This window comes from Vibrio anguillarum (assembly GCF_001989995.2).
In the GTDB taxonomy this organism is placed as follows: Bacteria; Pseudomonadota; Gammaproteobacteria; order Enterobacterales; family Vibrionaceae; genus Vibrio; species Vibrio anguillarum.
In genome coordinates, this window is sequence record NZ_JAHGUP010000017.1 from 139,539 (window position 1) to 153,580 (window position 14,042).

12 protein-coding genes are annotated in these 14,042 nt (G+C 45.2%); 4 read left to right on the forward strand and 8 right to left on the reverse strand.

All coding sequences use genetic code 11. From position 1 onward, the window contains the following. Positions 1 to 67 precede the first annotated feature (67 nt). Together PL85_RS04070 and PL85_RS04075 are read left to right on the forward strand one after the other, a co-directional pair. Positions 68 to 1,957: a putative nucleotidyltransferase substrate binding domain-containing protein gene (locus tag PL85_RS04070; RefSeq protein ID WP_013856754.1), complete on the forward strand. Its 1,890-nt coding sequence runs from the start codon at positions 68 to 70 to the stop codon at positions 1,955 to 1,957. A gap of 5 nt (positions 1,958 to 1,962) precedes the next feature. Beyond that, positions 1,963 to 2,682 (forward strand): 3'-5' exonuclease, encoded by a 720-nt coding sequence (locus PL85_RS04075; protein WP_214649688.1) that lies wholly within the window; start codon positions 1,963 to 1,965, stop codon positions 2,680 to 2,682. 131 nt (positions 2,683 to 2,813) lie between these two features. Here PL85_RS04075 and PL85_RS04080 read toward each other — a convergent pair whose 3' ends face one another. Continuing rightward, positions 2,814 to 4,697, reverse strand: a complete 1,884-nt coding sequence (locus tag PL85_RS04080; RefSeq protein WP_017043629.1) for a methyl-accepting chemotaxis protein — start codon at positions 4,695 to 4,697, stop codon at positions 2,814 to 2,816. 198 nt (positions 4,698 to 4,895) lie between these two features. After that, positions 4,896 to 6,473 (reverse strand): BCCT family transporter, encoded by a 1,578-nt coding sequence (locus tag PL85_RS04085; protein WP_115339834.1) that lies wholly within the window; start codon positions 6,471 to 6,473, stop codon positions 4,896 to 4,898. A 392-nt stretch (positions 6,474 to 6,865) separates the two neighbouring features. On the opposite strand from PL85_RS04085, the gene PL85_RS04090 reads away from it, so the two are divergent. After that, positions 6,866 to 7,342 carry a MarR family winged helix-turn-helix transcriptional regulator gene (locus PL85_RS04090; RefSeq protein ID WP_010320725.1) on the forward strand — a complete coding sequence of 159 codons (477 nt, stop codon included), beginning with the start codon at positions 6,866 to 6,868 and terminating at the stop codon, positions 7,340 to 7,342. A 78-nt stretch (positions 7,343 to 7,420) separates the two neighbouring features. Here PL85_RS04090 and PL85_RS04095 read toward each other — a convergent pair whose 3' ends face one another. Further along, positions 7,421 to 7,810 (reverse strand): hypothetical protein, encoded by a 390-nt coding sequence (locus PL85_RS04095; RefSeq protein ID WP_026027541.1) that lies wholly within the window; start codon positions 7,808 to 7,810, stop codon positions 7,421 to 7,423. A 199-nt stretch (positions 7,811 to 8,009) separates the two neighbouring features. On the opposite strand from PL85_RS04095, the gene PL85_RS04100 reads away from it, so the two are divergent. Then, entirely contained in the window at positions 8,010 to 8,675 is a 666-nt protein-coding gene (locus tag PL85_RS04100) for a DUF2982 domain-containing protein (protein ID WP_013856748.1), read from the forward strand. 47 nt (positions 8,676 to 8,722) lie between these two features. Here the strand turns inward: PL85_RS04100 and PL85_RS04105 are convergent, their stop codons facing one another. The 5 genes from PL85_RS04105 to PL85_RS04125 form a co-directional block, all read right to left on the reverse strand. Beyond that, complete coding sequence (locus tag PL85_RS04105; protein ID WP_010320728.1) at positions 8,723 to 9,379, reverse strand: MBL fold metallo-hydrolase; 657 nt, start codon at positions 9,377 to 9,379, stop codon at positions 8,723 to 8,725. Between the two features lie 75 nt (positions 9,380 to 9,454). Next, entirely contained in the window at positions 9,455 to 9,997 is a 543-nt protein-coding gene (locus PL85_RS04110) for a YcbK family protein (protein WP_115339835.1), read from the reverse strand. A gap of 220 nt (positions 9,998 to 10,217) precedes the next feature. Next, on the reverse strand, positions 10,218 to 11,771 hold the full coding sequence (locus PL85_RS04115; protein ID WP_115339836.1) for a L,D-transpeptidase family protein: 1,554 nt from the start codon (positions 11,769 to 11,771) through the stop codon (positions 10,218 to 10,220). A gap of 143 nt (positions 11,772 to 11,914) precedes the next feature. Further along, entirely contained in the window at positions 11,915 to 13,012 is a 1,098-nt protein-coding gene (locus tag PL85_RS04120) for a DUF1513 domain-containing protein (protein WP_174223836.1), read from the reverse strand. After that, the gene (locus tag PL85_RS04125) at positions 13,002 to 14,039 is read right to left on the reverse strand and encodes an imelysin family protein (RefSeq protein WP_096036432.1); all 1,038 of its coding nucleotides are present in this window, start codon (positions 14,037 to 14,039) and stop codon (positions 13,002 to 13,004) included. Before PL85_RS04125 ends, PL85_RS04120 begins: the two co-directional genes overlap by 11 nt. Positions 14,040 to 14,042 lie beyond the last annotated feature (3 nt).

Here is a 14,042-nt window from a genome sequence, read left to right on the forward strand (position 1 = left end):
ACATCGTTTAGCTGGCTCACGACGTCAGAATCCCACAATATGAATTCCGAAACACAAGGAAGCCTCCATGGAAGCAGAATTAATTGAAATCAAGAACTTCCTTGCTCAGTATCCACCGTTCAATGAACTACCTGAAGAAACACTGATCGAAGTGACGCAGAGCGTAGAAATCTCCTATTTTCGACAAGGTACACCCATCATTCATTTTGGTGATCATATCCAAGACTTATATTTGATCCGCAGCGGCGTCGTCGAGGTATACCGTCGCAAAGGCGAATTATACAACCGCCTAACCGAAGGCGGTTTATTTGGTCAAATGGGGCTATTGACCAATAACCGTGTTCGTTTTCCGGTCACAGCGATTGAAGATACGCTGGTTTATTGTATTCCAGAGGCAAGGTTTCAGGATTTATATGACAACTATGATTCCTTTGCTGATTTCGTTGAAGTGCAAGATAACGCACGCCTTCGCCAAGCCGTACTGAGTAAAACAGAGCAGAATGATCTCACCACCTCGAAAGTGCGAACCTTACTCAGCCGAGAAGCCCCTTTCGTTTACAAAACAGAAACCATTCAACATGCGGCGATCAAGATGGCGGAAGAGAGTATCTCTTCACTGCTGGTGATTGACCCTGATATTTTGCAAGAGAGTGACGACGATAACAGCCCAGTAATCGGCATCCTGACTGACCGAGATCTCTGCACGCGTGTATTAGCCGTTGGCATCGATCCTAATCACCTCGTCACGGAAGTGATGACAACGGAGGTTATCTCATTAGATCATAATGCTTATGTCTATGAGGCCATGCTAAAAATGCTTCGGTACAATGTTCATCATCTTCCTATACTCAAAGAAAAAAAGCCGATCGGTATCATTGAAGCGACCGACATTGTTCGCTACGAATCACAAAACTCATTGCTGCTCGTCAGTCGCATCTTCCAGCAACAAAGCGTTGAAGAGTTAGCCACACTGTCGCACCAAGTCAAAGACAGTTTTGTTCGTTTAGTCAATGAAGATGCAAACTCACATATGATCGGCACGGCGATGTCAGTGATTGGCCGTAGCTTTAAACAAAGAATCATTGAACTTGCTGAAGAATTACTAGGCTCGCCGCCTATTCCATACTGCTTTTTAGCCTTGGGTTCTATGGGCCGTGACGAACAGTTAATTGTCACGGACCAAGATAACGCTTTAATTTTGGACGATAGCTATGAAGAAACACAGCATGGTGCTTATTTCGAAGCGTTCGCCAAATTTGTCTGCGACAGCTTAGATCAATGCGGTTACAGCTACTGTACGGGGGACATTATGGCCAGCAACCCGATGTGGCGTATGACTCGTAAAGAATGGGAAGCCTGCTTTGCCGATTGGATAGATAACCCTAACCCTAAGGCGCTATTGAATGCATCCATCTTTTTTGACTTATACGGGGTGTGTGGCAGGACCAAATGGGCAGAACAACTGAATGGGTTTATTGTCCGTCGAGCACGCAAAAATAATCGATTTCTTGCATGCCTTGCACGAAATGCGCTGAACCGCACGCCACCATTGGGGTTTTTCAAAGACTTTGTGATGGAAAAAGATGGACGACACAATAACACCATCAATTTAAAACGTCGCGGCACTGCACCGTTAGCGGATTTAATCCGTGTGCATGCATTGGCTGTCGGTTCACGTTCTACCAACTCGTTTGAACGTTTGGATGACATCATTGAAGCCGGAATTCTACCCAAAGGACGGGCGCAAGATCTGCGTGATGCAATGGAGTTTATCGCGATGGTACGCATTCGCCACCAAGCGGCTGACGTTGAACAAGAAATAGAGCCAGATAACAATATCGAGCCAGAAAACCTATCTGATTTTGAAAGACGTAACTTAAAAGATGCGTTTCAAATCCTAAGCAATGCGCAAAATTTCTTGAAATTCCGTTATCAAGCCAGCAATAACTTTAAGTGAAAGTGATGATTAAACAATGGTTTCAAAAACCGAGCATCGATTGGGTAGCAAAATATGCCAATAAGCAGTCGTTGGTTAACCATCCGTTACTCAAAGATTTTTATTCAAGGCCGATTGCTAAGGGTTGCACGCCAATCGATGAAATAGAGTTTGTCGCTTTAGATTTGGAAACAACCGGGTTAAGTGCGCAGCATGATGACATTATCACCATTGGCTTGGTGCCTTTTACCTTAAACCGTATCTATCTCAACCGCTCTAAACATTGGATAGTTCGGCCACGCCAAGCGTTAAAAGAGGATTCGGTGGTTATCCATGGCATCACACACAACGATATTTTAGATGCGCCAGATTTGGCAGAAGTGCAGGAGTCGATACTGAAGGCCTTATCTGGAAAAATTGTTGTGGTCCATTACCGTCATATTGAACGTAACTTTCTCAATCAAGCATTAAAAGTGCGATTGGGTGAAGGCATTGAGTTCCCGGTGATCGATACTTTGCAATTGGAAACGCAAATTCAACAACGGTTACATGGAGGTTTATGGAACCAGTTAAAAGGGCAAAAACCACAATCAGTGCGTTTAGGGCAAGCGCGAGCGCGTTATGGGCTACCAGCGTACACTCCACACCACGCTTTAGTTGATGCTATTGCCACCGCGGAATTATTCCAAGCACAAATCGCTCATCATTTTGATCGGCAGCAAAGTGTCCGAACGTTGTGGCTATAACTTTTTGATTATCCTTTCAAGGGATTCTTTCAAGGTTTAGTACCGTGATCGACACGAGCAAAAAAAGAGGAACCCATGTTAGGTTCCTCTTTTTTAATCACATCTCGCCTTGCTGCTTTTACGCTTAGAACTTACAGCTTAAAGCGACGAATTTCATTTTCTAACTGATGCGAAAGCTCAGAAAGTTGTGATGCTTGTGCGGCTGCTTCATGCGCTTCTTGTGCAAGATCGTTAGACACATCGCGGATCCCTTCCGTGTTGCGAGTAATTTCCGACGTCACAGAAGCTTGCTCTTCAGCGGCCGAGGCAATTTGCGTCGCCATGTCACTGATGCGCTCAACTGAATTATGAATTTGCATCAAACTTGCTGCAGCGGCGTTCGCATCATCTACACTGGTTCCAGCAAGCATACGGCTATCACCCATAATGCCAACCGCTTTACCCGTCGTTGATTGCAACGTTTCGATCATCTGCTGAATTTCTTTTGTCGAAGCATGTGTACGTTGACTAAGCACACGAACTTCATCGGCAACCACCGCAAAGCCACGACCTTGCTCACCAGCACGTGCAGCTTCAATCGCAGCATTCAATGCTAGCAGGTTAGTTTGCTCTGCTATGTTTTGAATAGTCGCCAGAATCGTATTGATGTGTTTACCGTGTGCTTCCAGCTCAAGGATAACATCAGTGGCCACTTGAACTTCTTGAGCCAGATTTTGAATCGAACCTTGTGTTTGTGAAACTTGATTCGAGCCATGTACGCAAGCCGTTACCGCTTCGCCAGAGTTCTGAGCGGTATGATCTGCGTTACCGGCAATCTCTTGTGTAGCTGCGGCCATTTCATTGATGGCCGTAGCCACCATATTAATTTCATCTTGTTGTAAACGGATACGCGCACTACGCTCTTTGGCTTGAGCGGCCGTCTGTTTTGACTGTTCAGACAACGCAGCAGAAACAAAGCTGAGTTTAGAAACCATGGTGTGCATATTACCGACAAAGGTATTAAAGTTTTGTGCTAATTGCCCAACTTCATCATCACTTCTTGGTTCAAGACGTTGAGTTAAATCACCGTCTCCGGAAGCAATTTCCTCTAAGGCTTTGGATACTCGGCTAAGATCTCTAAACAGAAAGCTCACTAACCAAGAGACGATCACAATCACAGCGATAGTAATCACAAGTGCAGTCACAATTAGGTCAATGAGCAAGGATGTATGCGCTGCTTCTTCCGTTGCACGATCCATTTGGATAGCAAAGATCCAATCGGTTTGCGGCACTTTGGCGAAGTAAAATAGCTTATCAACACCTTGTAATGACGCGTCTTCAACGGTACCTGAAGCCACTGCTTGCTCTATCATGTTCATCGTCAACGTCTTCGACAATGACGACACTGGTTTTAATAAGAAATTTTTATCTGGATGCGCTAAAAAGGTTCCATCTTGCGCATCAATCAACATCGCGTAGGCATTTTTGCCCGCATCTAAACTGATGACATCTTGGATCAACTGATCGATTAACACATCGGCACCAACGACGCCGACAAATTGCCCATTGCGACGCACAGGATCTGCAATTGTCACCAACAGTGCATTGGTGATCGCGTCTTTATAAGCGGTGGTGATAATTTGTTTATTCGCTGAAACGGCATCTTTATACCAAGGACGTTGGCGAGGATCATAGTCAGCACGGTTACGCTCAGGGTGTGAACGATACATCTCACCTTGCGGTGTGCCAAAGAAAATATCATCAAAGCCACCCGCTTTGCGAGCTTGCTGTAAGAAAGGAACGACATCATCTTGAGCGGTGTAGTCATTAAAAGCGGTTGAGATCTCTTTACGGACCACAATCCAGTCCGAAATGCCTTTCGCAGCGGCAGCTGACAAGCTTTCTGCCCGCGAATATACGCCATTTCGAGTTTGTTCAAAGAGTTGATCAGCGGCTAGCCAAGTCAACGCGCTCGCCATAACGACGACGGCAGAAAGACTGGCACCGATTAACTTTTGCTTTAAGGTTAATTTCATTGGTTTGCAGAATGTTAGATACAGGAACGGAGGCGAATATTAACCAGATTTAACACAAGATGCACGAAATATATGTCGAATTCTGACACAAGATAACCATTTGCTTTTCTTAGTATTTTAGCAAAACACTCTAATGACGATCGTCAAAAAAACATCAAAAAAGGCGACTTTCGTCGCCTTTTCAAATCAATGTCGAAATTAACGTTTCAAGAGCTCGGTTCGCATTCCCAACAGTAGGCTGACACACATCAGCAGCAGCAAGATAGTAAATGGCAGCGCCGTTGATATGGCGGCGGCTTGCAACGCTTCAATAGCATTGGTGCCACCAATCCATAACAAGGCTACGGCGATAGCGCCTTCCATCAACGCCCAGAAAATACGCTGTAGGACAGGGGCATCCACTTTGCCTCCAGCAGTAATACTATCAATGACCAGTGACCCTGAATCTGATGAGGTGATAAAAAATACCAACACTAACACAACCGCAATCACTGAAAGTAACGTGCCATAAGGCAGTGCATCAAACATTTGGAACATCGCCAGTGGCACTTCGGTCAAACCATTCGCGCCTAATTGGCCAACATTGTTGATGACTTGATCAATCGCCAAACCACCAAATACAGACATCCAAATCAAGGTAACAGCAGTAGGTACTAATAATACGGCGGTGAGGAACTCACGGATAGTACGACCTTTTGATACTCGCGCAATGAACATTCCAACAAATGGTGACCATGAAATCCACCAAGCCCAATAGAACACTGTCCAACCTTGGAACCAAGCCTCATCAGTTCGACCGTGCGGGTTACTGAGTGGGATGATATTTTCAATATACGCCATTAATGTGGTTGGAATGGATGAAAAGGTTACGGTATAGCCAATCAGTGCAACCAAAATCAGCAGCAAGAACGCAACGATCATATTGATGTTACTGATGACTTTGACACCACCATCAATACCACGCACCACGGAGACCACTGCTAATAAAGTAACGACGGTAATCACGACAATTTGTAAGCCCATTCCGGCATCAATGCCAAATACATGATGGATACCACTAGCCGCTTGTTGAGCACCCAGCCCTAATGACGTTGCTAAGCCAAATAATGTTGCTAATACAGCCAGAATATCAATGATATGCCCTGCCCAGCCCCAAGCACGATCGCCAAGCAACGGGTAAAAAATAGAGCGAATAGAAAGCGGAAGCCCTTTGTTGTAAGTAAAGAACGCAAGGGAAAGCGCTACCACACCGTAAATGGCCCAAGGGTGTAGACCCCAATGGTACATGGTTGCACCTAATGCTAGTTTAGCCGCTTCGGGTGTGTTGGCTGCAACACCTAAGGGTGTCTCATACCAACCGGTAAAATACGCCACAGGTTCAGCGACACTCCAGAACATGAGACCAATGCCCATCCCTGCGGCAAACAGCATAGAGAGCCAAGAAATAAAAGAGTAGTCTGCTGTCGCCTCTTGGCCACCTAAACGTATTTTACCAAAGGGAGAAACAATCAAGCCTAAGCAAAACAGCACAAAAAGATTACCCGACCAAATAAACAGCCAGTCAAAAGTGCCAATAATTTTCCATTTAACGCCATCAAGCACGCTCTTCGCAACCTCAGGATCAACAACTAAAGCGGCGACTAAAAATAGCGCAATAAATCCGGCGCTAAAGCCAAACACTGGGTTATGAACATCAAACCCCCACTTTTGCACGTTATCTTGCCCGACAGTGTAGTCAGTACTGTCGATACTGTACTTATCAATACCTTTTGTCATTTTACCTCTCTAGAAATCTAGACATGATTTTTCAGTTGAGATTAATAACCATGAGAACGAAACAATTTTAAGATAAAAACCAAAAATAACTTCGTACTCATAGCAATTTGTTTTTCAATATGCTGAATACCCTACCAACATCACAGAAAAATTCCACTAAAAATCAACAAAAAATGCCATAGAAGGCAAAAGTCAAGCCTAAAAGGTTAAATATCAACCAATGAAGGGTGGGAATTGAAAACAAAAACATTCGAGCACTAATCATTTTACATCTCAACTTATACACTCATCATCTTAGACCAAAACAAAAGAGGTCGAATGCTACTTTTCAAGTGAAAAGAACTGCGCTATGGTCCCCGCTTATTAATAACTTTCTTTTTGGGACAATGAGTTTGGAAAAACATGAAGAAGTTTTGATCTCAATTCGACAAATTATCCGCGCAATTGATCTGCACTCTAAAAAACTGAATAGAGACGCTGGACTTACTGGTCCCCAGCTTATTTTAATGCGCTCAATTCAAACCCTTGGTGAGGTGACTATCCGCACATTGTCGGATCATACGAACATGAGCCAGGCCACTGCCACCACCATTTTGGATAGATTAGAGCGCAACGGATACGTACAGCGAATTCGCAGCAATACCGATAAACGAAAAGTGCACGCCCATTTAACGGACGAAGGTAAGAAGCTGCTAGAAAAGGCACCGCAACCATTGCAAGAAAGCTTTGTCGAACAATTTAGGCAGCTTCAAGAGTGGGAGCAAAGCCTGTTGCTCTCATCAGTACAACGTTTATCTTCTATGATGAATGCCGAAAACATCGATGTCGCACCGATGCTCGAAATTGGCTCTATTACCAAAGAAGAGTAGCTTTGATTGCATTTTAAAATTTGATCGTAAAAAAGCCTCGGGGCTACCGAGGCTAATTCATTCACAACGAACAGCAGATTAAATGGCTTTATAGATAACTTTGTTGCCTGCTAACTGCTCTTTCACTACCAGATTTTCTTCTACTAGTTTCTTGAGTGCGCCAGTGGCCCAAGCGGCAGCTTTCGCATCTTCTTGACCAGCACTTAAGCCGATCGATTTAGGATTCATACCTTCTGCGTGGTTAGCGACGATATCTAAAACCTGTTGCTGTTTTGGCGTTAACGCAACATCCACTTTTTTAGAGTTCGCCGCAGCTTTCTCCACAACTACTTTTGTTGCAGCGGTTTTTGCTACGGTCGATTGCGCTGTTACAGGCTTTGCTGATTGAGAGGCGATCAAGTTTGCAACAGTCGCTTTAATACGCTTTTGCAATTTTGCCTGCACCTTACGCTTATGAGCAAGTCTCATCGAATATTTCTCCATTTCACTGCGTTTCAAGCAGTGGTGAAAATTTGAAGCGCGTTTTATATCAAAAATCGTCCTCGATTTGTAGGGCATAGCACAGATTGAGGGGCAAAAACGCATTTTGATGCGGTAACTGACTACAATTTATACAGGTCGCAACAGCCAACAACGATGCTGTAGCTCGAAGGAGTTTCACTGTTTTATGCACACCCAACATTTGTCTAATACGCGCTTTTCTCTGCAATCACCTGTGGTTAAATGGATCAATACGACTTGTATCATCGCTTCAATTTGCATTGTCATGTTCTCATCCAACATTATTCATGCGCTGCTGTTAGTAAGTGCACTGGCAGTGACTCTAATCACCTTCTATCTTTTGATTTTGAAAGGAAAAGTTAGCTACACCCTAACCGCTACCCATTTTCAGCAGCATCTCTTTAAAGGAGGTTGGGTCGTAAAATGGAACAATATCAGCCGCATTGGGGTATGCAGTTATGAATATCATGGTTGGCACCAACCTTTGCCTTGGATTGGGATCAAACTGAAGGATTATTCACCTTACCTTGAGAGTGTGTGTCCCAGAATCGCTAGTGAGATCTTGCTCAGCCAGCGCGCGCTGCTCTACTTAGGAGCAAAACAACAGCGCAAAGAGACTCAATTTGAAGATTTGGTACTCGACAACGCACCTTACACTGCGCCAAACGGTAATTACTATCATGGGCTTATGGCAATGTTAGCCAATCGGATGCGCTATCAACGGCAATTTTTTGATTATGATATTTTTATCTCAGCGCACGATCTGGATCGTGACGCCGAGGCGTTTGTGGGGCTGATTCGGCGCTACCTCGCGGCGGCCGAACCAGACTAAGACATGGTTTAATGGGCGCAGAAGGAACACTCTGAGCCGAATCAAGATCAATACAGGGGCATTTCATCTGCGACATAAGGGTTATTGGCACGTTCACGGCCAAAAGTCGATTGCGGACCATGGCCGGGCACAAACGTCACATCGTTGCCAAGTGGCCATAGCTTAGTTTTGATCGAGTGAATCAGGGTATTGAAATCACCTTGCGGGAAATCCGTACGGCCGATACTACCGTTAAACAATACATCACCAACAAACGCCAATTTCGCTTGCTGGCTAAACAGCACCACGTGACCGGGCGTGTGGCCGGGCGTGTGCAATACTTGTAGAGTTTGAAGGCCAAACTTCACTTCATCACCGTCATTAAGCCATTGGGTAGGTTCAAAGGCTTCCGTCAGTGGAAAACCAAACATTTGGCTTTGACCTTCGAGGCCTTGTAGCCAGAAGTTGTCTGCTTTGTGTGGTCCAATAATATCGACGCCGCCCAACTGCTGCGCCAGCGGTTCGGTTCCACCGACATGATCTAAATGACCATGAGTAAGAACCAAACTGACCACTTTTACCCCGAGTTCATTGATCAACATCACGAGCTGTTTCACATCACCGCCAGGGTCAACCACGATCCCTTCCATGGTGTCATCACACCAAACGATAGAGCAGTTTTGAGAGAAGGAAGTGACGGGCACCACTTGATACTTTAACGACATACTAAAACCTTGTTCGAATTCGCAGTTGGCCGAACTATGACATTGACACTTTCATTTGACAAGTCACGAACAGCCTTATGACCAATGACGTACAGGTCCAGTATCAATGTGCACAAAATCACTGCTAGGATAATAACCAACACCGCCAGCGCCCAATTCGATCGCCGCTTCGCGTACTTGACTCAACTGAATACCATCTAACCGAAAATCAATTGCTTGGCCTAGCATATGGAAACTTTTCTTAGCAACCCCAGAGGAGTGAGTGCGCAACATTTCATTGGTGGCAGGAGATCGATAACCAGAGATGATTTGTACTTCCGCTTGCGTACCAAGTAGAGATTGAATTTTCGATATTTGGTCAAATAGATTTTTGTCCATTGGATGGACTTCGTTGCGGCGGAAATCACGGCAAATATGGTTGAGCCGATCAAGCTCAGATCGAACATAGCGAACACCGTTGAAATAACAGGTTTCAAGTGTTTCACCGGTATGTAAATTATTCATCGCGAGTATGCGAGAGGTTTCAGGGTACGATGCCAATACTATTTGGGGGGCACACGCCGCTACAACTACACCACTACCAGCCAATTTTATAAAATGACGACGAGAAACTAACAAGGTTGGATACCTTCACAACTGAATTTATTTTCAACAAGCCCGGACACTACCGGACTCCATTGTGAAGATCAAATGCATAAATTGTGCTCGAAATGCTCAAGAGAGAGCAACTGCATCGTTACTCTTTGAACATAAAAGAGATCTTTATTAAGTGATTTTTTGGTAAATTGAGAGACGCAGCCCTGCTTACTTAGGTGACCACCGTTCTAGCGGTATCCATTCACCCATTACTGGTGCTGAATGCATCATAACGATAGATATCATCTCGGTAGTGCAGTTCCCCACCTTCATACCAAACGGTTTGATAGATGATGTGTACGGGGATGCGCTGCTTTAATGGGATCGTGCCATTCGCAGGCCCTTCTTTACCCGTTAATTTATCACCATTAATACCTTGGGTTTCTAATATCATCGAAGCAAACTTATCGGCATTTTGTACTCGAATACAACCCGAACTAAAGGCTCGCGACGTATTATTGAATAGGTATTTACTCGGCGTATCATGTAGGTAAATCGCTCTACGATTGGGCGTATTAAATTTATACAGACCTAACGCATTATCTTGCCCGGCTTGCTGACGCATTCGGTAGGGAAAAGAGGCCGGATTCACCGCAGACCAGTTGATGTTGCTTGGGTCAATTTGATCGTTCGAGCGCCAGCTCGAAACAATATCAATATTGTTTTGACGCAAATAGTTTTGATCTTTTTTTACCATCGGCAGAATATCTTCAACCATGATTTTGTATGGCACATTCCACGTCGGGTTTAGGATCAAAGAATCCAATTTGGTGCTCATGAGTGGCGTTTTGCGTGAAACTCGGCCCACCACCACTTTAGACTGAAAGACTTCTTTACCTAAATACCAGTAACGCATATCAAAACTGGGAACGTTGACTACGATCTGTGTCTCTTTTGATTCTGGCCACAAACGAGTTCGCTCTGCATTTAATGCCAACATGGACAGACGTGCCTGCAAAGACAAATTTAACCACTTTAAGGTCTCGGGGCCAATCATGCCGTCAGCTTTTAAACCGTGCATCGCTTGAAACTCTTTCACAGGTTTGACCAAGCTGTTGTCATACCAAGTTACGTCGTCACGCACTGTGCTAACATCGATATTAACTAATGATAAGCGGGCAATAAGCACACTACGTTGTGAGAGCTTATCGCCAGGTTTTTTTAACCCTTTTTGGCTGTACAACGAGAGCGCTGCATTTTCAGTACTGAGCAGAAAATCATAGGCATGTAGCAGTTGATCATAAGCCGCGTTGTTCGGCGCATAGCCATTGAGCAGATCGCCGATACTGTTAACTTCCACCGCAACATGAAGGGCGAACAAGGCTTCTTGGCTTGGTGGAGCGATGGCAGAGTTGAGCTTACGTTCAAAGAACCAAGCCATACCGACTTTGGGAGCTTGCTCGGCATAACTCAAATACAAAAGTAAAGTATCGGTCGCCAGCAGATCGTATTCGTTGAACGCTTGCTGATTCCGGTACGCTTTCATTTGCGCTAACTGGCGTGAAAATAAAGGGCTAAACCCCGCTCGGCGAATCACTTCCAATTGATGTTCAAATTGACGAACAATCTGCTCATCTTGCCAAATGCGCCGATTCTCATTCTCTTGGTAAATTCGTTCGACTAAATGCGGATATTGGATAAAAGATTGCAACGAGGCATTCTCTTGCGAGACAGCAAAAGGCTGTACCTTCTCGGCAGAGTAAAGAGAAAAGCTACTAAAAATCAATAATAAAGCAAATAGGATGCTTTTACTCATTCCGATCTATCCAACAACGCTGATTCACGTTTCAGTATGGCAAAAGAAACGGCTATCTGCTAAACGTTGTTGTCGATATCAACAATATATTCATAAACTCTCATGCAATGAGAATCATCATTAAACAAATTTAGTTCGCTTACTCAGCTTTTTTGGAGAGAGTAATCAATGGCAGACCAGTGATTGTCCCATTGGACATTACTACGCGTGCGTATTTCAGGTTGAGGATAGGGTGAATTAACGACCAAGCCAGCTCCTGAACTGACTTGGAACTGCTGATCTTGCACTACCACGCCAGAAGCATCCGGCAAAGAGGCCAACTCAACCAGTTGCAGTGTCTCTTTTGACCAAATACCGTAACAGTTACCTCGTGGAGAAGTCGCTAAAATCCATTGGTCGGTCGCCGCAATACTGGCAATGTAATGGTTGAATCTTGCCCATTGTTCAGGCTCTGCCAAGAGCGGAATGAGTTCGCCACCTTGGTGATGTAGCGCTACCAAAGGTGGATACTCTTCCGGCTGACCTCGGTATTGTTGGCCGCACAGCACAGTATCTGCACCATCATGAGCAAGATGGCGGATGCTCAAATGGTGGTCGTTCAATATCCGTTGCTCAAGCACTTCTCCTTGATGAGAAAGGTAGGTCAAGCTTGGCATCATGCTCTCTACGTTGAGTGGCTCTCGGCCGAAGGTATGCACCCCACCCACCCCAATTGCGAGCCTGCCATCTGGCATCACAATGACTTCGTGAGGGCCAATACCAAACCCACTGAACTCAGCCACTTTTTGGTAACTGTGTTGCACATCATACACACCAATAATGCCGCGACTTGTCGCTTTCTCACCTTCGGTTGCGTAAAGCCACGCACCATCATTTGAGTAAACGCCGTGCCCATAAAAATGTCGCGTGGGTTGCGCCAGTTGCAATTTGATGAGTTCTCCATTTTGATAGTTAAACACCATCAAAAACTCGCCGGGACGACGGGCAAAAGCGACTGCATGCGTCAAGGTAGGATGGATAGCAACACCGTGTCCCCTTGCAGGCAAAGGTAATTGGTTAATCGCTTGGCCTTGGGCGTCGGCTACAACGGCGCGAAACTGCGAGCCTTTATGAATAGCGCAACCAATCAAAGCGGGTTGTGGGCCACGGCGCGTAGTGGCACACCCCAGTGGCAGCAGGGGCGTTGATGCGCTCAATAACGCCGCTTTCAGTAGCGTACGCCTTGTTAGATCAGTCACCATCGGTTGCATTAAATCCTATCACTACACCTAGCTCTACCGCGACTTCATCATGCAGTAAATAATTAAGTTGCTCGAACTTGTTATAGAGCGCAAGCACCTCACGGTAGCCTGTTTTCGTTTGCAATAAATCAAATAAGCTGGCCGTTTGCGGCCACGTTTCCAACATCAAGGATAAATGTGCTTTTACGCGTTCGGCCATGACGACTTGATCTCTTTCCCGCAACATCTGATCTAAACCGTCTTTTGCTAAATAGAGTGCTTGCATCGCTTGAACATTCTTTTGCAGGTTATTCAAAGAGACTTTGGCGCGCCACGATTCTGAAAAATAAGGGCGTGGCTGGCCGATATTGGCTAAGGGGCGACTCAGTTTTTTCATGCTGTAATCAAGCTGATTGGAGAGCAACGCAATGTATTCGGCTTGCCAAGCGCTCAGATCCAGCATCAACCATGGATTCTGTTGCCATTGCTCAGCAATCAAATGAGATTTCGTCGCCAAATTCGCGCTGATCGCTTGTCCAATCATACAGCCAGTTTCTAATTGCTGGTTTTTCATAAGCGGCGATTGAGGGTCATAGAGTAACCATTCCAATGCGCCAATCCCCTGCACTGTGACACTCTGGTTTGCAATCTGCTCCTCACTCCAGTGCTTGCCACTGCTCGTTAACAGGCTCATTTTTCGCCCGGTAGTGTCTTTTTTATCTGGCCAAAATTGTACGTTCCAACTTTGCTCGAGTGCTTTAGCTGGCCCTCTCTCTTGCCCTTGTAAAAACATCCACGCCCCAATAGTTTGCTGCCACTGTTCTTTCAGCAAGGGCAATGCGATATCGCCCAGCTGACATTGCTGATCAAATAATTGAGCAAGCTGGTGCGATTGTTGAGCAAAACGCTGCACCGCAGCAAATTCAACCTCATAAACACCTTGGCTAACATGATTGTTTTTTTGCGGCTCAAGCGCTGATTTCGGCGTGGGTTGGCAAGCCGAAAGTACGCTGGTAACCGCTATCGAAAATAACAGAGGAAATTTCATGCT

Coding starts and splice junctions, on each gene's coding strand:
- PL85_RS04070 (WP_013856754.1), top strand. CDS start 68: ATGGAAGCAGAATTAATTGAAATCAAGAACTTCCTTGCTCAGTATCCA.
- PL85_RS04075 (WP_214649688.1), top strand. CDS start 1,963: ATGATTAAACAATGGTTTCAAAAACCGAGCATCGATTGGGTAGCAAAA.
- PL85_RS04080 (WP_017043629.1), bottom strand. CDS start 4,697: ATGAAATTAACCTTAAAGCAAAAGTTAATCGGTGCCAGTCTTTCTGCC.
- PL85_RS04085 (WP_115339834.1), bottom strand. CDS start 6,473: ATGACAAAAGGTATTGATAAGTACAGTATCGACAGTACTGACTACACT.
- PL85_RS04095 (WP_026027541.1), bottom strand. CDS start 7,810: ATGAGACTTGCTCATAAGCGTAAGGTGCAGGCAAAATTGCAAAAGCGT.
- PL85_RS04100 (WP_013856748.1), top strand. CDS start 8,010: ATGCACACCCAACATTTGTCTAATACGCGCTTTTCTCTGCAATCACCT.
- PL85_RS04105 (WP_010320728.1), bottom strand. CDS start 9,379: ATGTCGTTAAAGTATCAAGTGGTGCCCGTCACTTCCTTCTCTCAAAAC.
- PL85_RS04115 (WP_115339836.1), bottom strand. CDS start 11,771: ATGAGTAAAAGCATCCTATTTGCTTTATTATTGATTTTTAGTAGCTTT.
- PL85_RS04120 (WP_174223836.1), bottom strand. CDS start 13,012: ATGGTGACTGATCTAACAAGGCGTACGCTACTGAAAGCGGCGTTATTG.
- PL85_RS04125 (WP_096036432.1), bottom strand. CDS start 14,039: ATGAAATTTCCTCTGTTATTTTCGATAGCGGTTACCAGCGTACTTTCG.